Annotated in this window: 18 protein-coding genes and 3 pseudogenes; 12 read left to right on the forward strand and 9 right to left on the reverse strand. The window is 55.9% G+C overall.

The window, feature by feature from the left end; genetic code table 11:
- Positions 1–166: 166 nt before the first annotated feature.
- The 6 genes from pilB to yacG all read left to right on the forward strand — a co-directional run bounded on the left by pilB (position 167) and on the right by yacG (position 5,622).
- Complete coding sequence (gene pilB / locus EZJ17_RS08290) at positions 167–1,840, forward strand: type IV-A pilus assembly ATPase PilB (protein WP_067441990.1); 1,674 nt, start codon at positions 167–169, stop codon at positions 1,838–1,840.
- Positions 1,841–1,873: 33 nt separating this feature from the next.
- Positions 1,874–3,109, forward strand: a complete 1,236-nt coding sequence (locus tag EZJ17_RS08295; protein ID WP_067444243.1) for a type II secretion system F family protein — start codon at positions 1,874–1,876, stop codon at positions 3,107–3,109.
- An 89-nt stretch (positions 3,110–3,198) separates the two neighbouring features.
- On the forward strand, positions 3,199–4,056 hold the full coding sequence (locus EZJ17_RS08300) for a prepilin peptidase (RefSeq protein ID WP_067444241.1): 858 nt from the start codon (positions 3,199–3,201) through the stop codon (positions 4,054–4,056).
- Position 4,057: 1 nt separating this feature from the next.
- Positions 4,058–4,663 (forward strand): dephospho-CoA kinase, encoded by a 606-nt coding sequence (coaE, locus tag EZJ17_RS08305; RefSeq protein WP_067444239.1) that lies wholly within the window; start codon positions 4,058–4,060, stop codon positions 4,661–4,663.
- Positions 4,664–4,666: 3 nt separating this feature from the next.
- Positions 4,667–5,443 (forward strand): cell division protein ZapD, encoded by a 777-nt coding sequence (zapD, locus tag EZJ17_RS08310; RefSeq protein WP_185737496.1) that lies wholly within the window; start codon positions 4,667–4,669, stop codon positions 5,441–5,443.
- Positions 5,440–5,622: a DNA gyrase inhibitor YacG gene (gene yacG / locus EZJ17_RS08315; protein ID WP_067442002.1), complete on the forward strand. Its 183-nt coding sequence runs from the start codon at positions 5,440–5,442 to the stop codon at positions 5,620–5,622. Before zapD ends, yacG begins: the two co-directional genes overlap by 4 nt.
- Here yacG and EZJ17_RS10355 read toward each other — a convergent pair.
- Entirely contained in the window at positions 5,545–5,766 is a 222-nt protein-coding gene (locus EZJ17_RS10355) for a hypothetical protein (RefSeq protein ID WP_167508160.1), read from the reverse strand. The genes yacG and EZJ17_RS10355 overlap by 78 nt on opposite strands.
- On the opposite strand from EZJ17_RS10355, the pseudogene rlmD reads away from it, so the two are divergent.
- Both rlmD and EZJ17_RS08325 read left to right on the forward strand, forming a co-directional pair.
- A pseudogene (gene rlmD, locus EZJ17_RS08320) lies at positions 5,690–6,983 on the forward strand (23S rRNA (uracil(1939)-C(5))-methyltransferase RlmD). The gene EZJ17_RS10355 and the pseudogene rlmD overlap by 77 nt on opposite strands.
- 213 nt (positions 6,984–7,196) lie before the next feature.
- Positions 7,197–7,991 carry a thymidylate synthase gene (locus EZJ17_RS08325; RefSeq protein ID WP_067444237.1) on the forward strand — a complete coding sequence of 265 codons (795 nt, stop codon included), beginning with the start codon at positions 7,197–7,199 and terminating at the stop codon, positions 7,989–7,991.
- Between the two features lie 72 nt (positions 7,992–8,063).
- Here EZJ17_RS08325 and EZJ17_RS10980 read toward each other — a convergent pair whose 3' ends face one another.
- Positions 8,064–8,432, reverse strand: coding sequence for an avidin-fold protein (locus tag EZJ17_RS10980; RefSeq protein ID WP_487246625.1), 369 nt, complete (start codon positions 8,430–8,432; stop codon positions 8,064–8,066).
- Positions 8,412–9,329, reverse strand: a pseudogene (thrB, locus tag EZJ17_RS08330) (homoserine kinase); the annotation flags it as partial. The gene EZJ17_RS10980 and the pseudogene thrB, both read right to left, overlap by 21 nt.
- Positions 9,330–9,703: 374 nt before the next feature.
- Here thrB and adhP point away from each other — a divergent pair.
- A complete protein-coding gene (gene adhP / locus EZJ17_RS08335) occupies positions 9,704–10,741 on the forward strand; it encodes an alcohol dehydrogenase AdhP (RefSeq protein ID WP_082886547.1) in 1,038 nt (345 codons plus the stop codon).
- 125 nt (positions 10,742–10,866) lie between these two features.
- On the opposite strand, the pseudogene EZJ17_RS08340 reads toward adhP, so the two are convergent.
- Both EZJ17_RS08340 and pmbA read right to left on the reverse strand, forming a co-directional pair.
- A pseudogene (locus EZJ17_RS08340) lies at positions 10,867–11,753 on the reverse strand (DMT family transporter).
- A gap of 148 nt (positions 11,754–11,901) precedes the next feature.
- On the reverse strand, positions 11,902–13,230 hold the full coding sequence (gene pmbA, locus EZJ17_RS08345; protein WP_151086402.1) for a metalloprotease PmbA: 1,329 nt from the start codon (positions 13,228–13,230) through the stop codon (positions 11,902–11,904).
- Between the two features lie 118 nt (positions 13,231–13,348).
- Between pmbA and zwf the strand changes: the two genes are divergently transcribed.
- Positions 13,349–14,797 carry a glucose-6-phosphate dehydrogenase gene (gene zwf, locus EZJ17_RS08350; protein WP_067444231.1) on the forward strand — a complete coding sequence of 483 codons (1,449 nt, stop codon included), beginning with the start codon at positions 13,349–13,351 and terminating at the stop codon, positions 14,795–14,797.
- A 364-nt stretch (positions 14,798–15,161) separates the two neighbouring features.
- Positions 15,162–16,691 (forward strand): amino acid permease, encoded by a 1,530-nt coding sequence (locus tag EZJ17_RS08355; protein ID WP_487246624.1) that lies wholly within the window; start codon positions 15,162–15,164, stop codon positions 16,689–16,691.
- 96 nt (positions 16,692–16,787) lie between these two features.
- Here EZJ17_RS08355 and rpoH read toward each other — a convergent pair whose 3' ends face one another.
- Together rpoH and lnt are read right to left on the reverse strand one after the other, a co-directional pair.
- Positions 16,788–17,639, reverse strand: a complete 852-nt coding sequence (gene rpoH / locus EZJ17_RS08360; RefSeq protein WP_067525352.1) for an RNA polymerase sigma factor RpoH — start codon at positions 17,637–17,639, stop codon at positions 16,788–16,790.
- 192 nt (positions 17,640–17,831) lie between these two features.
- Complete coding sequence (gene lnt / locus EZJ17_RS08365; RefSeq protein WP_067443947.1) at positions 17,832–19,466, reverse strand: apolipoprotein N-acyltransferase; 1,635 nt, start codon at positions 19,464–19,466, stop codon at positions 17,832–17,834.
- 219 nt (positions 19,467–19,685) lie between these two features.
- Between lnt and coaD the strand changes: the two genes are divergently transcribed.
- Entirely contained in the window at positions 19,686–20,201 is a 516-nt protein-coding gene (gene coaD, locus EZJ17_RS08370) for a pantetheine-phosphate adenylyltransferase (protein WP_067441810.1), read from the forward strand.
- A 160-nt stretch (positions 20,202–20,361) separates the two neighbouring features.
- On the opposite strand, the gene EZJ17_RS08375 is transcribed toward coaD, so the two are convergent.
- Positions 20,362–20,787 (reverse strand): F0F1 ATP synthase subunit epsilon, encoded by a 426-nt coding sequence (locus tag EZJ17_RS08375; protein ID WP_067441808.1) that lies wholly within the window; start codon positions 20,785–20,787, stop codon positions 20,362–20,364.
- Between the two features lie 10 nt (positions 20,788–20,797).
- Positions 20,798–22,195 carry a F0F1 ATP synthase subunit beta gene (atpD, locus tag EZJ17_RS08380; RefSeq protein WP_067441805.1) on the reverse strand — a complete coding sequence of 466 codons (1,398 nt, stop codon included), beginning with the start codon at positions 22,193–22,195 and terminating at the stop codon, positions 20,798–20,800.
- Between the last annotated feature and the right edge of the window lie 35 nt (positions 22,196–22,230).

Consider the following 22,230-nt stretch of genomic DNA (forward strand, 5'->3'; position numbering starts at 1 on the left):
TTTTCCATAAACGGTGCATTCTTACCATGATTTAACTTATAATCGCACCTTAACTATAATACTGTAAAAGCATTCTTACTAAATGTGGACATTGGGGGCGGTATCCTAAAAAGCAAATATCCGCTCGAAATTTCGAAATCCATTCTACTTTACTCAGGCAAATACTATGAGCGTCGGACTATTGCGCATCCTATTTCAAACCAAGCTGATTGAACAGGATCAGGTTGAAAAATACCGAGAAAAGGTTAATCAAAACAAAAATATAATTCCAATTCTGGCCGAAGCCGGCATCATCAAGCAGACAGATTTGGCACAACTTTTGGCCAAGTTGTTCCACTATCCGATTTTAGATTTGTCCCTCTACTCCCGCAGCATGATGGTGCAGGATGTGCTCAACGACAGCCAGATGATGGAGTACCGCTGTGTACCTTTGTTCAAACGCGGACAAAAACTGTTTTTGGGTGTCTCCGATCCCACTTTGTTGCAAACATACCAAAAGCTCGTTTTCCCTAGCGGCCTAATTGTCGACCTGATTCTGGTAAACGACGAGCAACTAGATCGTCTGCTGGAATTCGCCAGCCAAACATCCACAGCCATTTTGGATGAAATTTCTGCCGATCCCACAGGCGTGACCGCACCGGCACTCAAGGTGGATGACGAAGAAGAAGACGGCCCGATTGCCAAATTCATCCACAAAGTGCTGTCTGATGCCCTCAACACTGGCGCATCTGATATTCACTTTGAGTTCTACGAAGAAATGGCACGCATCCGCTTCCGTACTGACGGTCAGCTGCGTGAAGTGGTACAACCACCACTGAATATCCGCGGGCAGATTGCTTCACGTATAAAAGTAATGTCCAAAATGGATATTTCTGAAAAACGCGTTCCACAAGACGGCCGTATTCAGATTCAGTTCAATAAAAACCAAAAGCCCATCGACTTCCGTGTGAATACGCTGCCCACCCTATTCGGCGAAAAAATCGTAATGCGTATTTTGAATTCGGATGCTGCCACGCTGAACATCAACCAACTGGGTTTCGAACCTTTCCAAAAAGAATTGCTGCTGGAAGCCATCCACCGCCCCTATGGAATGGTACTGGTTACTGGCCCGACCGGTTCCGGTAAAACCGTGTCACTGTATACCTGCTTGAACATTTTAAATACCGACAGTGTAAACATTTCCACTGCCGAAGATCCGGCCGAGATTAACCTGCCTGGCATCAATCAAGTAAATGTGAACGATAAACAAGGCTTGACATTTGCCGCAGCACTGAAGGCTTTCCTGCGCCAGGATCCAGACATCATCATGGTAGGTGAGATTCGTGATTTGGAAACCGCCGATATTGCCATTAAAGCGGCACAAACCGGCCACATGGTGTTCTCCACCCTGCACACCAACAACGCCCCGGCCACTCTATCCCGTATGCTGAACATGGGGGTAGCACCGTTCAATATCGCCAGCTCGGTTAATCTGATTATGGCACAGCGTTTGGTGCGCCGACTCTGCACCTGCAAGCAACCAATCGAACGTCCGCCTGCCGAGGCTTTACTGAAAGTCGGCTTCACTGAAGAAGATTTGACCAAGGATGACTGGCAGCTATACCGTCAAGTGGGTTGCGACCGTTGCAAAGGCAAAGGCTTCAAAGGCCGTGCCGGTGTATATGAAATCATGCCGGTTACTGATGCCATGCAGAAAATCATCATCAATAACGGCACCGAGGTGGATATTGCCGAACAAGCCTATGCCGACGGACTGGTGGACTTGCGCCGAGCCGGTATTTTAAAAGCAATGCAAGGTATTACCACCTTAGAAGAAATTCTTGCCAGCACCAATGATTAATTCAAAGTTCGTTTCATTTAAAAGGGAATCATCATGGTTACAAACAAACGAAACAACCACCCCAAAAAAGTGGCGGGAACCAGCTACGAATTTGAAGGCCGACACATGGAGTCCGAACAAATCGTCCGTGGCGAAGTAGTTGCCAAAGACGAACAGGATGCCCGTGCCAAACTCGCTCGCCGCCGCATCAAGGTTATCAGCCTACATAAAAAGAAAAAAGTTCGCGAAAAGAAAATTACCCAGAGCGACATTACCGTTTTTACCCGCCAACTAGCTACTATGATGAAAGCCGGCCTGCCGGTTATGCAAGCATTTGATATTGTGGCAAAAGGTCACTCCAATGCCTCTATGACCAAGCTTTTGATGGAAGTACGCAACGACATCGAGCAAGGGACATCTATGGCCAATGCATTCCGCAGGCATCCTAAATATTTTGATGATTTCTATTGCAACCTAGTGGATGCCGGTGAGGCAGGTGGTGTACTAGAAACTCTGCTGGACAAACTGGCCGTATATAAAGAAAAAACCCAAGCCATCAAAAAGAAAATCAAGAGCGCACTAACTTACCCGATTGCAGTAGTGGTAGTAGCCATCGTTTTAGTTATCATCATGATGATGTTCGTATTGCCCGAGTTTAAAAAAGTGTATGACGGTATGAATGCAGAAATGCCGGTACTTACCCAATTCATGATGGGCATTTCTGATTTCATGGTTGCTTACGGCTGGATCGTAATTGTCATTATGATTGGTTCTGTAGTAGCTTTCGTTCAATGGTATAAACGCTCTTTTGAGCTGCAAAAACGTATCGATGCCCTCTTGCTCAAAATGCCTATCTTCGGCAACATCGTAGAGAAAGGTACAATCGCCCGCTGGGCTCGTACAACCGCCACCCTATTTACCGCTGGTGTACCGCTGGTGGAGGCACTAGAATCCGTAGGCGGCGCATCAGGTAATATTATTTATGAGGAAGCTACTAGAAGTATCCGTAACCAAGTAAACCAGGGTACTTCATTGACCACCGCAATGGGCTCAACCGACCTGTTCCCCAACATGGTTCTGCAAATGGCCTCCATTGGCGAAGAATCCGGCTCACTGGACGATATGCTGAACAAAGCTGCCGAATTTTATGAAGAGGAAGTAGATATTGCCGTTTCTACTCTATCGTCCCTGATGGAACCGATTATTATGGTGGTATTAGGCAGCATTATTGGTGTGATTCTAGTTGCCATGTACCTGCCACTGTTCAACCTGGGCAGCGTAGTTGGCTAATCTATTCAGTCAACCCATTCCATCTTAATCATCTTAGCCTTTCAGGTAGCCTCCCACGGGCTACCTGAAAATATACCCGCACCACGCCCATGACCAATCTTGATCCCGAAATCTACATCCCCTTCGCCGTCCTGCTCGGCCTGCTGGTAGGCAGCTTTCTCAACGTGGTTATCTACCGCCTGCCGGTCATGCTCGAGAAACAATGGCGTATCGCTGCCAAACAGCATCTTGAACTGCCGCTGGACGAAGAAGACCAAAAACCATTCAACATCAGCACCCCGCCCTCGCGCTGCCCCAAATGCGGCAGCCCGGTGAAACCGTGGCAAAATATCCCCATCATCAGCTACTTGCTGCTGCGCGGTCGCTGCCACAGCTGCCACACTCCCATCAGCTGGCGTTATCCCGCCGTTGAGCTGCTCACTGGTATCCTGTTCGGTATCGTCGCCTGGCGCTACGGCTACACTTGGCTCACCCTTGGCAGCCTGGTGTTCACTGCCGTGCTGGTTGTCCTCACCTTTATCGATGCCGACACCCAGCTTTTGCCCGACCAGCTCACCCTGCCCCTGATTTGGCTCGGACTGCTGTTCAACTGGCAAGTTGGCTTCGTCAGCCTGCCATCGGCACTGCTCGGCGCCGTGGTCGGCTACTTGAGCCTTTGGCTGCTGTTCCACCTATTCAAACTCATCACCGGCAAGGAAGGCATGGGCTATGGCGACTTCAAACTACTCGCCGCACTGGGTGCCTGGCTCGGCGTTAGCACCCTGCCCGTTATTGTTTTCGTGGCTGCCTTAGTTGGCCTGGTTGCCGCCTTGGTGATGCGTGCCGCCAAAGGCCAGCCCATCGCTTTCGGCCCCGCGCTCGCCATTGCCGGCTGGCTGGTTTTCGCTGCCAACAGCTATATCCTGCAAGGCATCCAATGGTGGCTGCACAAATCCGGGTTCATCTGATATGACCGCCTGGGTCGGCCTCACCGGCGGCATCGGCAGCGGTAAATCCACCGCTGCCCGCCTGTTTGCCCAACACGGCGTGCCGCTGATTGATGCCGATGCCGTCTCCCGCGTCCTCACCGCAAACGGCGGAGCTGCCCTGCACGCCATCCGTGCTGCCTTTGGCGAGGCCGTATTCGATTTTTCAGGTAGCCTCAACCGCGCCACCCTGCGCCAACTCGTTTTTCAATCCCCCGAAGCCAAAACCAAGCTCGAAAGCATCTTACATCCGCTGATTCTCGCAGAAATCCAGGCGCAACAGCAGCAATATCCCCAAGCCGCCTACGGCATCATCGAAATCCCCCTGCTTGCCGAGCAACCTGTTTTTCAAAGCATTCTCCAGCGCATTCTCGTTATCGATTGCAGTGAAGAAACACAAATCCGCCGCACCATTGAACGCAGCGGCCTTACCCGTGATATGATTAACGGCATTCTCACCGCCCAGGCCAGCCGTCAACAGCGCCGCAGCATTGCCGACGACCTCATCAGCAATGAAGCCGGCCTGCCCGAGTTTGCTGCCGCCGTGAAGCGGCAACACCTTATTTACCAACAATTATTCGGTAGTTGAACCATGTCCGCCATCATTACCTTCGAACACCCTCTGTCCGAACGCATCCGCAACTTCCTGCGCCTCGAGCACCTCTTTTCCCGCTTCAACGCCACCGTCAGCCACCCAGACCCTTGGGCACACCACGCCGCCCTCGGCACTCTGTTCGAAATCATGGATTGCGCCTCCCGCGCCGAACTCAAGCTAGACATCCTGCAAGAGCTCGAACGTCAACGCCAGCAGATTTCCCAGGCCGAACGCGAGCAATACGACTCCACTCCCGAGCAAGACGACCTCTATCAAGCCACCCAAAATCTGCAAGAAGTACAGCAAAAATTCGGCCAACACCTGCGTGAAAACGAATGGCTTATGGGCGTAAAGCAGCGCATGCTCGTATCCGGCGGCACCAGCCCCTTCGACCTCCCCTCCTATCACTACTGGCTGCAACTGCCCTTTGAGCAGCGCGTGGCCGACCTCGGCTGCTGGATTCGCTCCCTCACCCCCACCGGCGACGCCATCTCCCTGCTACTGCGCATCCTGCGCCGCAACAGCATCCGCCTCGAATGCCTCGCCCGCCAAGGCAACTATCAAAACACCAAGCTCGGCAGCAACATCCACATGCTCACCGTAGATGTGGCCCAATCCCACCACACCCTGCCCGAGATTTCCGCCAACAAATACTTCACCCATATCCGCTTCACCCAAGCCACCCAAGACAGTCCGCGCGGAAAACAGATCGACACCGACATCCCCTTCCAGCTCAAAATGTGCAGCTTCGACCCCATCGCCGACAAACCATGACCCAGCGCACCGTATCCTGCCCCACCTGCCAAAAACCTGTACTCTGGAGCGAGAGCAGTCCCTACCGCCCCTTCTGCAGCCAACGCTGCAAAATGATCGATCTAGGCACCTGGGCAGACGAAAGCTACCGCATTCCCAGCCAGGAAGAGGCCCCGCCCCAGATTGGCGACCACGAATAGTCGACAGAGGCTACCTGAAACTCCAATCCCGCTTTCAGGTAGCCTCAATCTATCCACACCCCACACCATGAACACCGCCACCATCCACAGCATCGACCACGAAGGCCGCGGCGTAGCCCGCATCCACGGCAAAACCACCTTCATCACCGGCGCCCTGCCCCAAGAAACCGTTGTCTACCAAATCACCCGCAGCAAAAAACACCACGACGAAGCCCAAACCACCCGCATCCTCACCCCCTCACCCTACCGCACCACCCCCCGCCTGCCCCCACTACAGCCAATGCGGCGGCTGCACCCTCCAACACGTCCACAGCAACGTTCAGGTAGCCTACAAACAACGCATCCTCGAAGACCAACTCCAACGCCTCGGCAAAATCCGCCCCCAATACCTCCTACCCCCCATCTACGGCCAAGCCTGGGGCTACCGCCACCGCGCCCGCCTCAGCGCCCACCACAGCCAAGGCCGCACCATCCTAGGCTTCCAAAGCCGCAGCAGCCACCGCATTGTCGATATCCGGCAATGCCCCATCCTCGCCCCCCAGCTTGCCAGCCAACTGGGCAACACCCGTGCCCTGCTCCAGCAGCTCAACCGCCTGCACGCCCCTGTCCACACCATCGAACTACACCACAGCCCCACCGCCAACAGCCTCACCCTACACACCGAACACCTCCCCAAAGCCGCCCGCGCCCACCTCATCCAGCACGCCCAAAGCCTGCCCGCCAACTGGCACATCTGGCTGCAAACCCCACACCAGCCCGCCCAACCACATCTGCCAGACAGCCCCCAACTCAGCGACAGCCTGCCCGAATACGCCCTCACCCTCCCCTACCGCCCCGGCGACTTCACCCAAGTCAACCCCGCCGCCAACGCCCTGCTCGTTGCCCGCGCCATGCAGCTGTTGCGGCCCCAAAGCGGCGAACGCATCGCCGACCTTTTCTGCGGTCTCGGCAACTTCAGCCTCCCCATCGCCGCCGCCGGCGCACAAGTCATCGGCATCGAAGGCTCGCCCGCGCTCACCGAGCGTGCCAGCCAAAACGCCCGCCTCAACCACCTCGCCGAACGCGCCCAGTTCCACAGCGCCGACCTCTTCCAAACCACCGAACACACCGTCGCCGGCTGGGGCTATTTCGACAAAATCCTGCTCGATCCGCCCCGCAGCGGCGCCTACGCCCTCGTCCAAGCCCTGCACGCCCCCTACCTCCCCCATCGCATCGTGTACGTTTCCTGCAACCCCGCCACCTTCGCCCGCGATGCCGCTGTACTCGTAGGCAAAGGCTACCGCTTCCGCAATGCCGGCATCGTCAACATGTTCCCCCAAACCGCCCACGTTGAAACCGTCGGCTGCTTCGATTTGGAATAGCCTCCATGCCCGCTATAGCAGACTAAAATGCTCATAAAGCAAGGCAGCGAGCCAACGCACCAGCATTCTGATCATTCGCCATAAAAAGGCTACCTGAAACTTTAGCAACGCAGAAACTTTGCTGCGCTACGTTTTCAGGTAGCCTTTCCCTTTCCTCCCCACACCCTCAAACGTGTACAATACCCCCATTTCGACACCCAACCCAATCACACCATGCAACCCTATCTCCACCTCATGCAGCACATCCTCAGCCACGGCACCAACAAATCCGACCGCACCGGCACCGGTACCCGTTCCATATTCGGCCACCAAATGCGCTTCGACCTCGCCCAAGGCTTTCCCCTGCTCACCACCAAAAAGCTCCACCTGCGCTCCATCATCCACGAGCTCCTTTGGTTTCTCAAAGGAGACACCAACATCCGCTACCTGAAAGAAAACAACGTCTCCATCTGGGACGAATGGGCCGACGAAAACGGCGACCTCGGCCCCGTATACGGCTACCAATGGCGCTCCTGGCCCGCCCCCGATGGCCGCCACATCGACCAAATCGCCAATGTTGTCGAGCAAATCAAACGCAACCCCGACAGCCGCCGCCTCATCGTATCCGCCTGGAACCCCGCCCTCGTCGACGAAATGGCGCTGCCCCCCTGCCACACCATGTTCCAATTTTACGTGGCCGAAGGCCGCCTATCCTGTCAGCTCTACCAACGCAGCGCCGACGTCTTCCTCGGCGTACCCTTCAACATCGCCAGCTATTCCCTGCTCACCATGATGATGGCACAAGTGTGCAGACTACAGCCCGGCGAATTCATCCACACCTTCGGCGACGCCCACCTCTACAGCAATCACTTCGAACAAGCCCGCCTCCAGCTCACCCGCGAGCCGCGAGCCCTGCCGCAAATGCAGCTCAACCCCGAAGTGCGAAACCTGTTCGACTTCCGCTTTGAAGACTTCGAGCTGCAAAACTACGACCCGCACCCGCATATCAAAGCGCAAGTGGCGGTGTAGTATCGGCAGCAATCAAACAAAAGGCTACCTGAAACTTTCAGGTAGCCTTTTCACATCCCTACTCCAACAGTCCTATGGCACGCACTCGTCCCACACCGCTTCGCCGTCTTCGCTAAACAAATGCAGTCGCAGGCGGCTGTCGGGCAGGGTTTCGATGCGCAGGCGGCCGCTGCTGCTGTGGGCTGCTCCGGCGAGGGTGAGGTGTTGGCGGGTGTAGGCGATGCTGCTGCGTTCGGTGTAGCGGCCGAGCAGGAAACCTTTGCGGATGCCGCCGCCTTGGTATTCCGCCCACGCGGTGTCGCCGTCTTGGTGGAAGTGGCCGCGTTCGGGTATTTCGCCTGCATGGCCTGCTTCGGCGGGTTGGAACACTTTGCCGCCGAGGTTGAACGGGGCTTGGTCGGTTGCGGCGGGGGCGGGGCTTTGGCGGAAATAGAGCAGCAGGTCGCGGAAAACGTCGGGGTCTTTCACGAAGGTCATTTCGCCGCCCTGCGGGAAATGGTAGTCGAGCAGGCGGGACACCCAGAAACGGATACAGCCGGCGCGGTGGGCGATGGGCAAATAGGCCTGTTCGGCAGGAGTGAGGGGGCGCACGCTTTGATAGCCGCGCATAAAGGCTTGCTGCAACTGCGGGTCGATTCGGTTGTCGGCCAGGCGCGCCCAGTCGTTTACGGCGATGGCGAGGTCGTACATGAAGCTGCCGTTGCAGGCGTAGTAGAAATCAATGAAGCCGGCTACCTGAATGCCGTCGAGCAACACGTTGTCTTTGAACAAATCAGCGTGGATGATGCCGTGGGGCAGGTGGCTGTCGGGGTGGGCGGCGAGAAAGGCGATTTCGTCTTGCAGCAGCGCGGCATCTTCACTGCTCAGGCAGGGCAGCAGGCGGCGGCTTTCGGCTTCCCACCAGGCGGCATGGCGCGGGTTGGGCATGCTTTGGCCGAAGCTCCGCCCGGCGATGTGCATTTTGGCGAGCATAGCACCGGTGTGGAAGCATTGGGCAGCTTCGGGCACGGCGGTGTCGCGGCCATTAAGGAAGGTGGCCAAGCAGGCGGGTTTGCCGGCGAGCGTGCTGTCGAAGCGCCCGTCGCGGCGGGGAATGGGCGCGGGGCAGGCCACGCCGTTGCGGCTGAGGTGCTGGCTGAGATCCATGAAAAAGGGCAGCTCTTCGCGGGTGAGCACCTCGAAGATGGTGAGCACATAGCGGCCGCGATCAGTGTCGAGGAAGTAGTTGCTGTTGGTCACGCCTTGGGCAATGCCTTGCAGCGACACGAAGCTCCCTAAATCGTAGTCTTCTAAAAACTGGCGGATTTCTTGATCGGAAACGCTGGTGTAAACAGACATGGCGGGCATCGCGGCAAAGTGGTTGAGGAATGGGCATTCTAGCAAATGAAACAGCAGGCAGGCTACCTGAAAGCACAAGCTTCGGCAGCCGGCCAAAACCTTGTGCACTGACAAAAATAATATTGCAATAATTGCCAGCCGCCAGCCGTAAAACGAGTTAAACCCGGCGCCGCCAAACTGCGCCAGCCGCCCTGCCCGCGCTGCTTTCAGGTAGCTTCTATTTAAGCGACCCAAATTCAAGCGAAAGTTATAATATAACATGATTTAAATCAATAAGTTATTTGTTAAGAAGTCTTGACTGCCAGCTTGGAAAAAGTGCATACTTCCGATCGAGTAGTCCCCCTAATCAACTAATCAGAACAAGGATCATAGCCATGAAAATGAAAGCAGCAGTTGTTACCCCCCAATGCGACGGTAACGTAGAAATCGTTGAGCGCGACATTCCTGCCGTGGGTGCAGGTGAAGCGCTGGTGGAAGTAGAATACTGCGGCGTGTGCCACACCGACTTACACGTGGCTGCCGGCGACTACGGTAAAAAACCCGGCCGTGTGCTCGGCCACGAAGGCATCGGTATCGTGAAACAGGTTGCGCCCGATGTAACCACCCTGAAAGTAGGCGACCGCGTGAGCATTGCCTGGCTGTTTGCCAGCTGCGGCCACTGCGAATACTGCATCACCGGCCGCGAAACCTTCTGCCGCAGCGTGCTGAACGCCGGCTACACCGCCGACGGCGGCATGGCCACCCACTGCGTGGTGAAAGCCGATTATGCGGTGAAAGTGCCCGAAGGCCTTGATCCCGCCCAGGCCAGCAGCATCACCTGCGCCGGCGTAACTACCTATAAAGCCATCAAAGTGGCCGGCGCTGCGCCCGGTCAGTGGATTGCCATCTACGGCGCCGGCGGCTTGGGCAACCTGGCCGTGCAATACGCCAAGAAAGTATTCGGCGCACACGTGATCGCCGTAGACATCAACGACGACAAACTGGCTCTGGCCAAAGAATCCGGCGCTGATTTGATCGTGAACCCGGCCAAACAAGACGCTGCTAAGTTCATTCAAGAGAAAACCGGCGGCGCACACTCCGCCGTGGTAACCGCCGTGTCCCGCGCTGCATTCAATTCCGCCGTGGATTGCGTGCGCGCTTGCGGCCGCGTAGTAGCCGTTGGCCTGCCGCCCGAAACCATGGATTTGTCGATTCCGCGCCTGGTGCTGGACGGCATCGAAGTGGTCGGCTCATTGGTGGGCACACGCAAAGACTTGGAAGAAGCCTTCCAATTCGGCGCCGAAGGTATCGTGGTGCCCGTGGTGCAGCTGCGCCAACTGGACGAAGCCAACACCATTTTCCAAGAAATGCGCGACGGCAAAATCCAAGGCCGTATGGTTATCGACATGAAAGCTTGCGGTTGCCATCACTAAGCCTTAGGCTGTAAACAAACAGGCCGCTCCCCAAACGGGGCGGCCTGCTTGCTTTGCGGGAGGCTACCTGAAAATTGAAATCAACGCGTAGGCCATGTGCAGAACACTCCCCCTACCAATGCAAGCTACACTCGCTGCCGCACCAGCCACTTCGGCATCACCACCGAGCCTACCGTGGCCGAAATCACCAGCACCACACCCGCCAGTGACATGGCTGAAATATGCTCGCCCAAAATTAACACAGCCAGCAGCGTGCCGAAAATCGGCTCCGAGGCCGTCAGCATGCCCGACACGTTCGACGACACACTGGTCATACCCTTGTTCCAACAAGTGTACGACAACCAGCTGCAACACACTCCCAAATACAGCAGGCCCAACGTGCCCGGCAAATTCCAGCCAATGTGCAAATCATCTGCGAGCAGCAGGCTCACCGGCAAACACAACAAAGGCGCCACCCCCATCGATAGCGACGTAAACGCCGGCGCACCAATGGCCGCAATCATTTTCTGCGTCGGGCGCAACGTGGCACAAAACACTACCCCGCCGCCCAACACCATCAAGCAACCAAGCAAACTGATGTCGCCGCCCTCGCCGCCGCCCGCAATCAAAAGCGCCACGCCGATAAAGGCCAGCAACCCGCACAACCAGTGATACCACTCGGCACGGTCGTGAAAAAAAAATGGCCGATAAACACCGTTAACAGCGGTTCCAGCCCCGCAATGGTGGACGTGCTCGCCGCTGAAGTGAACTTTAGCCCCCAAAACTGCAAAGCCAGCACCACCACATAATTTAAAAACGACAACCACAACAGCCCTGGCCAATAGCGCCGTTCAATAGTCCGCCAATAGCGCAGGCAAGGCGGCAACACCAGCAAAGCCGCAATCGCCAGCCGGAACAGCAGCATCATCAGCGGATCCATCATCGTGTAGGAATATTTGGCCGCAATAAAAGCACTGCTCCATAAAAGCAGCGCAATAACTTGTAAAACACAACTCCTCCTCAAGCATGCCATGCCGAAAATCATTGTTCAATCAGTTTACTACACCAGTATTCCTGTCTACAAGGATAGAAAAAGGCTACCTGAAAACAGCAACGCGGTATGTTCACTGCGTAGCAGCCCACGTTTTCAGGTAGCATCGCCGCCTCCGACACCTGCCCGCTCAATGCCCGGCCACGATCATCTGTTCGAGCAGCAGGGAGCCGGTTTTGTGGGCGCTGCGTTTGAGGGCGTCGTTGGCGGCACCGGCGATATTGGGCAGCATGTCTTGCAGGCGGCTGGCGATGGTGATTTCCTGCACGGGGTAGGCGATTTGGCCGTTTTCCACCCAAAAGCCGGCGGCGCCGCGCGAGTAGTCGCCGGTGAGGGTGTTGACGCCTTGGCCCATGAGTTCGGTAACGAGCAGGCCGCTGCCCATTTCGCGCAGGAGCTCGGCCTGGCTTTGGTGGGTGTGGCTGAGGATGAGGTTGTGGGCGCCGCCGGCGTTGGCGGTGGTGGGCAGGCCGAGTTTGCGGGCGCTGTAGCTGCTGAGGAAGTAGCCTTGGATAATGCCGTTTTCAATCACAAAGCGGGGGCGGGTGGCGACGCCTTCGGCATCGAAGGCGGTGCTGGCCAGCGCTTTGGGCAGGTGCGGCTCTTCGCGCAGGCTGAGTGCGGCGGGGAGGATTTGGCGGCCGATGCTGTCTTGCAAGAAGCTGGTTTGGCGGTAGAGTGCGCCGCCGCTGAGTGCGCCGGCGAGGTGACCGATGAGGCTACCTGAAACGGTGGCATCGAATAGCACAGGGTAGCTGCCGGTAGACAGGCTTTTGGCACCGAGGCGCTGCACGGCTCGGCGGGCGGCGGTTTGGCCGATGTGTTCGGGCGTGTCCAAATCGGCGCTGCTGCGGGCGAGGTCGTACCAATAATCGCGCTGCATGCCGCTGCCGCTGCCGGCTACCACGCTGCAAGACAGGCTGTGGCGGCTGCTGCGCTGGTGTTGCATAAAGCCGTGGCTGTTGCCGTACACATATTGATAATGGCCGGTTTGGATGTGGGCGCCTTCGGAATTAGTGATGCGGGAATCGGCGGCGCGGGCGGCGGCTTCGCTGCGGCGGGCGAGCTCGGCGGCTTCGGCGGTGCTCAGCGGCCATTCGTGGTAGCTTTGCAAATCGGGAAATTCGGTAGCCATCAGGGCGGCTTCGGCCAGACCAGCGCAGGGGTCTTCGGCGGTGTAGCGGGCAATATCGAGCGCGGCGCGCACGGTATCGGCGATGGCGGCGGGGGAGAAATCGGCGGTGCTGGCGCGGCCTTTGCGCCGACCTACATACACGGTGAGGTCGAGCGATTTGTCTTGTTGGTATTCGATGTGCTCGATTTCCTGCAGCCGCACCTGCACGGATTGGCCGATGGATTCGCTCACGTCGGCTTCGGCCGCGGTGGCGCCGCCGGCTTTGGCCAGCTCGAGGGCTTGGGCGCAAACATCGCGCAGGGTTTGCTCGCTGTGATTGAACATGGTGGTGTGCCCGTATCAAATGAAAACGCCGTATTGTACCTGAGCCGATGCTAAATTTTCAGGTAGCCTGACGGCGGGGCTATAATGCGCCTGTTTTTTCTTAACGGCCTATCCAACCATGCCTACCCCTTTCGATATAGTCTTCTTCGGCGGCACCGGCGACCTCGTGATGCGCAAGCTGCTGCCAGCCCTCTATCAAGCCCACGCCGCCGGCACGCTTCACCCGGGCGGCCGCATCATCGGCCTCGGCCGCCGCGATTTAGGGCGCGAAGGCTACCTGAAAAAAGTAGAGGAATCTGCCCGGCCGCATATTCCCAACCTTGAAGCCGAAACGTGGCATACCTTCTGCCAACGCATCAACTACCTGCCCGTAGACGCCGAAAACGCCGAACAATTCCACCACCTCGCCGCGCTGCTCGGCGCCGAAGCCGGGCAAAACAGCCGCGCCCTGGTGGTTTACCTTTCTACCGCGCCGCACTATTTCATGCCCATCTGCCGACATCTGGCCGCCGCCGGGCTGAACCGCCCCGCAACCCGCATCGTGCTGGAAAAACCGCTCGGCCACGACCTTGCCTCCGCGCAAAGCATCAACACCGCCGTGGCCGCCTTCTTCCGCGAAGAGCAGATCTACCGTATCGACCATTATCTAGGCAAAGAGCCCGTGCAAAACCTGCTCGCCCTGCGCTTTGCCAACCGCCTGTTCGAGCCCCTGTGGTGTGCCGCCCAAATCCGCGCCGTGGAAATCACCATTGCCGAAGAGCTCGGCGTGGAAAAACGCGGCGAGTTCTACGACCAAACCGGCGCCCTACGAGATATGCTGCAAAACCACCTGTTGCAGCTTTTGTGTTTCACCGCCATGGAGCCGCCACTTTCCCTCGGCGATAGCGATGTGCGCAACGCCAAGCTCAACGTTTTGCGCGCACTCAAGCCCTTCAACGCCTACAGCGTGCGCGCCGACGTGGTGCGCGGCCAATACACCGCCGGCCAAATCCGGGGCGAAAACGTGTGCGGCTACCGCGAAGAAGCCAACGTAGCCCCGCAAAGCCGTACCGAAACCTTCATCGCCCTGCGCGCCGAAATCGACAACCCGCGCTGGCGCGGCGTGCCCTTCCTGTTACGCAGCGGCAAGCGCATGGCCGGGCGGCTGGCTGAAATCGTGCTCCACTTCTGGCCAGAAGCCCACCCCGTATTCGGCTGCGGCGGCTCACCCAACCGCATCAGCGTGCGCCTGCAGCCGCAGGAATCCGTGAAGCTGTTTCTGCAAATGAAAGCCCCCGGCACCAGCCTGTGCGTGCACGAAGCCGCACTGGATTTGGACTTGCTCAAAATCTTCCCCGAACGCCGTGCCGACGCTTATGAGCGCCTGCTGCTCGACGCAATAGACGGCAAACTCGCCCTCTTTATGCGCAGCGACGAACTCGAAGCCGCCTGGCACTGGCTCCAGCCCGTGCTCGACGACTGGGCGGCACGCCAACCCGAACCCCAGCCCTACCCTGCCGGCAGCCACGCTCCCGAAGCCGCCATCGAAATGGCCGCCGCTTGCGGAGTGGATTGGCGCAATCGCTAGATCAAAAGGCTACCTGAAAACGAGATATCAAAAATAGACAGTTTTCAGGTAGCCTCAAGTTTGCGGATGTGGTGTTTATGACACGTTGTGAAACGGGGTTCAGCAGGTAAAAAATTCACGCAAAGCTAGATATCAAGCTACTCTCGGGCAAATCAAAAGTCTTTGTTTCGAGTAATGTTTCTATTAAAAATAGCAGTATATGCCGTTTATTTGATTTAACTGCAGGTTTAAGCGGTTTTACCAAGTAGTGATTGCTCCTATAATGCCCCAAAGTTAAGGTGGGAATCTTTGCCAATTTGCAGTTTTGCAAGGTTTCCGTTTCGGTTTAGTTGCTGCCAGGCAGCCTCGTCGGGAGAAATAGAGCATGAGCACACCGAATCTAACCCCTTCAACCGCGGCCAACCCTGCTACCACGCAGGCCAACAAAAACAAAATCCGCCGCAATTTAAAAACCCGCCATCTTTCGATGATCGCCATCGGCGGCAGTATCGGCACCGGCCTGTTTATGGCCAGCGGCAGCGCCATCCACATGGCAGGCCCAGGCGGCGCATTGGTGGCTTATGCCGCCATCGGCCTGATGGTGTATTTCCTGATGACTTCATTGGGCGAAATGGCCACTTATCTGCCGGTGTCCGGCTCGTTTTCCACTTATGCCGCCAAGTTTGTCGATCCCTCGCTGGGTTATGCCCTAGGCTGGAATTATTGGTTTAGTTGGGTCATCACAGTGGCAGTAGACATTTCCATTGCCGCGCTGGTAATCACGTATTGGGAGCCGATGCGCTTTATGCCGCCTTGGGGCTGGAGCCTGCTGTTTTTCGGGCTGATTGTGCTGTTGAATATGTTGTCGGTAGAAGCTTTCGGCGAATCGGAATATTGGTTTTCGCTGGTTAAGGTGGTTACGGTTGTCGTATTTCTCGGCGTGGGCATGCTGACGATTTTCGGTATTCTTGGCGGCGACTATGTGGGTCTGGCTAACTTTACCGTGGGCGACGCGCCGTTTTTAGGTGACGGTTTTTCAGGTAGCTTCTTAACCATGCTGGGCGTGTTCCTGATCGCCGGTTTCTCTTTCCAAGGGACGGAGCTGATTGGCATCACCGCCGGTGAATCAGAAAACCCGAAAGAGAGCATCCCGAAAGCCGTGAAACAGGTGTTTTGGCGCATCCTGATTTTCTATATCTTGTCGATTTTTGTGATCGGCCTGCTGATTCCATACACCAGCCCGGAGCTGTTGGGCGCGGAAAACGTGTCTGAGATTGCCAAATCACCGTTTACGCTGGTGTTTGAGCGCGCTGGCTTAGCCATGGCGGCAGCGGTGATGAACGCGGTGATCCTCACGTCCATCCTCTCCGCCGGCAATTCCGGCATGTATGCCTCGGTGCGCATGTTGTATGCCATGGGCAAAAGCGGTATGGCGTACAAGAGCTTCCGCAAGGTAAACCGCTTCGGCGTACCGGTACGTTCGGTGCTGGCCACGGCAGCGGTGGTGCTGCTGCTGTTTTTAATCGAAATTTTCAACGACCACGCCTATGAATATATTCTGGCCGCTTCAAGCTTAACCGGCTTCATCTCTTGGCTGGGCATCGCCATCAGCCACTACCGCTTCCGCCGCGCCTATATCGCCCAGGGTTTTGATTTGAAAGACTTGAATTACCGCGCCAAATGGTTTCCCTTCGGCCCGCTGATCGCGCTGGTGTTGTGTGTGTTGGTGATTCTGGGTCAGGACACCGAGCTGGTGATGAGCGGCGAAATCGATTGGCAACGGATTGTGGTGACCTATATGGGCCTGCCCATATTCTTCGGTTTCTACCTCTACCACAAACTACGCTACCGCACCCGGGTGATTCCGCTTGAGAAAGTGGATTTGGGCGACGAGGAAGAGGACGAAGACGAATAAGCCCCATCATATAAAAGGCTACCTGAAAACGTAAGCCACCATAAAACCAAACACCCAATAAAAAAGACTGCCCTCAGGCAGTCTTTTTTCATCCACTTATTCTTCGCTCATAAAGCCGCGCAGTTTTTGAATAGCTTTGGCTTCTATCTGACGGATGCGCTCGGCGGAAACGCCATATTCAGCGGCCAGCTCGTGCAGGGTAAGGCCGCCGCCGTCTTGTAACCAGCGGCTTTCCAAGATACAGCGGCTGCGTTCGTCTAGCTGGGCGAGCGCATTTTGCAGGCCTTCGGTCTGCATAGCGTAGCGGGCTTTTTGGGCGATTTGCTGAGTGGGCTCGTTGCGGGTATCGGCCAACCAGTCGATGGGAGCGTAGCTGTCTTCTTCTCTGTCACTGTTGTCGGGCAGAAGGGCAATGTCTTTGCCGGTCATGCGCTGTTCCATTTCCAGCACTTCGTCCATTTTCACGCCCAAGTCGTCGGCGATGGTTTGCGCTTCTTCGGGCGAGAGGGCGTTCATGCTTTTACGCATGCTGCGCAGGTTGAAGAAAAGTTTGCGCTGCGGCTTGGTGGTGGCCACGCGCACCATGCGCCAGTTGCGCAGGATGAATTCGTGGATTTCGGCCTTAATCCAATGTACGGCAAAGGAAAACAGGCGGGCACCGCGGTTGGGCTCGTAGCGTTTTACGGCTTTCATCAAGCCAATGTTGCCTTCTTGAATCAGGTCGGCTTGATTGAGGCCGTAGCCATCATAGCCACGCGCGATGGATACAACCACACGCAGATGCGACAAGATCAGTTTCTTGGCGGCTTCCAGGTCACCTTGCAGCTGGCGTACAGCTAGGCTGTGTTCTTCCTCTGCGGTGAGCAACGGAATGCTGTTTACAGTGTGAATATATTGCTCCAAACTGCCGTGGCCGCTGGGGATGGGCAATGCAAATGCGTTATTCATTGTCTTTTGATTCCTTTTAGTATTTTCTGCCGCCTTCGGCGGTATTTATCTCTTCTGTCTCTTTAGTTACGAGGGTGATTAAACACCCATACTGTGTGATTTTGGTTTACGATAGGTTAAATTTTGTATTTTTTACATTTTAATTTATTTTCTATATTACCGTAAACAACGGCAACTTCGGGCAAACGGTATCTATTTGCCCTCATATTGCGGCTCGGCACTTGGTTCGCTGCTGTTTTCAGGTAGCCTTTCCTCTGCGGCATCGGGAGCAGGTTTGCGCCGTGGCAAATAGCCGGCCAGCATCAGCAATACGGCCAAACACAACAAGCCACACACCAGGGGCAGCGAGCCGCCTATTTTCATATACGGGGTTTCGCCGCGATAACCTTCGATATTGCCTTCGAGCACGGTGCGGGTGTCGGGCGGGGCGAGTTTCACCACCTGGCCTTGCGGATTGATGATAGCGGTGGCACCGGTGTTGGTGGCACGTACCATGTAGCGGCCGAGCTCAAGGGTACGGGCTTGCGATATTTGCAAATGCTGGTGGATGGCGTTGGAGCGGACAAACCAGCCCAGATTGCTCACATTGGCCAGGAGGCTGGCTTGTTTGGCAGAGGCAATCAGTTCGTCGCCGAAGCCGTCTTCGTAGCACACGTTAAACGCCACGTGCTGGTTGGCTAAAAGCAACGGAGCTTGGGCGCTGCCGCCACGGTCGAACCCGGCCAAAGGCATGTTCATCATGCGGTACAGCGGCTCGGAGATAGCAGGCAGGGGTTTATATTCACCGAAGGGAACGAGGTGGCTTTTGGCGTAAAACAGGATGTCGTCAGGGCGGTCGGGGTGGTAATTGCTTAAGTTGATCACAGCGTTCAGGTAGCCTGTGCGCTGCTGATTGTATTGGGCAATACCCATGGCGAGCGCGCTGCCGTTGCGCTGGGCTTCGTAGGCAAATTGGTCGAGGACGCCGGGATTATATTCCTGCAAATCCTGCCGCATCACGGGAATGGAGGTTTCAGGCAAGATAGTGATGTCAGCATGGCTGTTGGCTACTTGATCATAGTAGCTTTGTATGGTTTCACTCAGATAGTCGGCATCCCATTTCAAAGTTTGCGCTATATTACCTTGCACCAACGCCACGGTGGCACTGCTGCCGTCGGGCTCAGTGAAACGCACTTGGCGCAACTGCCAGCCGCCGGCGATAACACCGATGAGCAGCACAAGCGGTAATGCCCGCCGCTTCCAACCTTGGTTGTGCAGCACCAGCACCAGCCATGCGCCGCAAAAGGCACACAGCAAAGTGAGCAAATGCACCCCGCCCACGGGAGCATAACCGGCCAGCGGGGAAAAGTCGGCCACTTGGCTGTAGCCCAGCGCCCCCCAACCAAAGCCGGTAATCGCCCGCTCGCGGGCAAATTCGGCCAATGCCCACAACACGGGCAGCAAAAGGCCAATACGCCAACCACGGGGTAGACGGGCTTTTTCCAGCAACCAGAAGCAAGCGGCAGGATAGAGCGCAAGGTAAGCTGGCAGCAGGATAGTGAGCGGCAGGGCATACAGATTGGGCAGGCCGGATATGTCGTGCAGCGCGGTGTGTATCCAATAGAACTGTGCGGCGTAGCCAACCAACCCGAAGCAATATGCGCCAAACACGCTGTTTTGCGGCCGCAGCTCGGTGAGCCGGATGAGGGCGCCGAACAGCAGCGGCATCAGCCAAAAATGGTAATACGGCGCAAAAGCCAGCGGCGTGGCGGCTGCCAGCAGCATCACCAGCGGCCAGTACACATAGCGCCGACTACACCAATCCTCAAATTTTGCAACCCAATTCATGTTTTCAGGTAGCCTTGATAAAGAAGCGGCATTATATAGCTAAATCATCGCGGCATGGTGTTTTCAGGTAGCCTTTTCTGGCTGGAGGCTACCTGAAAACGCAATGGCTGAAGATACTGAGTAACGACCTCAACCTACACAACCTACCAAAATAAACTTGCGCTGCCGCAGCAAGCGGGGTAGGCTTCGCCCGTTTTTAATTTGTTGCATGCACCACCCATGAAACCACATCACCGCCGCGCCGTTTACGCCGGCAGTTTCGATCCCCCCACCAACGGCCACCTGTGGATGATCCGCCAAGCGCAGGCCATGTTTGACGAACTTATCGTAGCCATCGGCACCAATCCCGAAAAGCAGGCCACCTATACACTGGAAGAGCGCAAAGCCATGCTGGTGGACATCACCGCCGAATTTCCCAACGTGTGCGTTACCCAGTTTCATAACCGCTTTCTGGTTGATTTCGCCGATAGTATCCAAGCCGATTTCGTGGTGCGCGGCATCCGCAGCGGCTCCGACTACGAATACGAACGCGCCATGCGCTACATCAACGCCGACCTGCAGCCGGCCATCACCACTGTTATCCTGATGCCGCCACGCGAATTTGCCGAAGTATCGTCCACCATGGTCAAAAGCATGGTCGGCCCGCAAAACTGGCAGAAAACCATCCGCCGCTACATACCTGATGCCGTGTACCGCAAAATACTAACCGACCACGGCTGCTCGCCTGAGGATTGATTGTCCGCCATCCGCCTCTCAAGGTAGGCCACCTGAAAACGGTATTACCGGCAGAACAGTCATGCTCTCCTTGCCTCAGTCTTTTCAGGTAGCCTTAGCTGCCAAGAAAAATAAAGCACGATTACATCGTGCTTTATTTTCGTTCGTCAAACCGGTTGGTTTAGCGCTTATTTTTAATACGCAGGTAATTGAGAGCTTTCAGTTCGGCCAGCGCAATTGCCAACGCTGCCTGAGCTTTAGCCATTGACTCATCATCTTTGGCATGTTTCACGCCGGCTTCTGCAGCTTTTCGGGCCTCCTCTGCCCGCGCCTGATCCAGCTCGGCACTACGCACAGCCACGTCAGCCAAAATCATGATTTTGTGCGGCTGCACTTCCAGAATACCGCCGGAGATAGCCACCAAAACCTCTTCTTCCTGCTCCGGCACCTGCAAACGCAGCACACCGGGGCGCACCAAGCTCATAATCGGCTCGTGGCGCGGGTAAATACCGAGCTCGCCGTTTAGGGTCGGCACCACGGCAAAGCTGGCTTCACCGGAGTAGATGCTCTCCTCGTTGCTGACCACATCAACCTGCATGATATTCATGCTGCATTCCTCAGTTCAGGGTTTTGGCTTTTTCCACGGCCTCTTCGATGCCGCCCACCATATAGAAGGCCTGCTCCGGCAGATGGTCGTATTCGCCGCTCAGAATAGCTTTGAAGCCGGCCACGGTATCACGCAGCGAAACGTATTTGCCGGGTGAGCCGGTAAACACTTCTGCCACGTGGAAAGGCTGCGACAGGAAACGCTGGATCTTACGGGCACGCATCACAGTCATCTTATCCTCGTCAGATAACTCGTCCATACCCAAAATGGCGATGATGTCGCGCAACTCTTTATATTTCTGCAAGGTAGATTGCACGCCACGAGCCACATCATAATGTTCCTGGCCGAGCACCATTGGATCGAGCTGGCGAGAAGTGGAGTCCAGCGGGTCTACCGCAGGATAGATACCAAGGGAGGCAATATCGCGGCTCAATACTACAGTCGCATCCAAGTGGGCAAACGTAGTGGCGGGAGACGGGTCGGTCAAGTCGTCGGCCGGCACATATACGGCTTGGATAGAGGTAATGGAGCCAGTTTGGGTGGAAGTAATACGCTCCTGCAAACGACCCATTTCTTCAGCCAACGTCGGCTGATAACCCACGGCAGAAGGCATACGGCCAAGCAGGGCGGATACTTCTGTACCGGCCAGGGTATAGCGATAAATATTGTCCACAAAGAACAATACGTCACGACCTTTGCCGTTTTCGTCTTTTTCGTCACGGAAGTATTCAGCCATCGACAAACCGGTTAGAGCAACACGCAGGCGGTTACCAGGCGGCTCGTTCATCTGGCCGTACACCATGGCCACTTTATCCAACACGTTGGAGTCTTTCATTTCGTGGTAGAAGTCATTGCCTTCACGGGTACGCTCGCCCACGCCGGCGAATACGGAGAGACCACTGTGCGCTTTTGCAATGTTGTTAATCAGCTCCATCATATTCACGGTTTTGCCCACTCCAGCACCACCAAACAGACCCACTTTACCACCTTTGGCAAACGGGCAAAGCAAATCAATCACCTTAATGCCTGTTTCCAACAATTCGGTAGTACTAGAGAGTTCGTCGAACTTAGGTGCAAATTGATGAATAGCACGGGTATGTTCAGAACCGATAGGACCTTGCTCGTCCACAGGGTTACCCAAAACATCCATGATGCGACCCAGGGTAGCTTTACCCACCGGCACAGTAATCGGTGCACCAGTATTTTGCACGGCCACGCCGCGTTTCAAACCGTCTGTACTACCCATCGCAATGGTGCGGACAACGCCGTCGCCAAGCTGCTGTTGCACTTCTAGTGTCAAATCGGTATCGACCAGTTTGAGTGCATCGTAAACACGTGGAATAGCGGTACGCGGAAACTCCACATCGACTACCGCACCAATAATTTGTACGATTTTGCCTTGGTTCATTTATCTATCCTAAATATTCAAATCTGCCTGCTCTA

The sequence above is a fragment of the Eikenella exigua genome (assembly GCF_008805035.1).
In the GTDB taxonomy this organism is placed as follows: domain Bacteria; phylum Pseudomonadota; class Gammaproteobacteria; order Burkholderiales; family Neisseriaceae; genus Eikenella; species Eikenella exigua.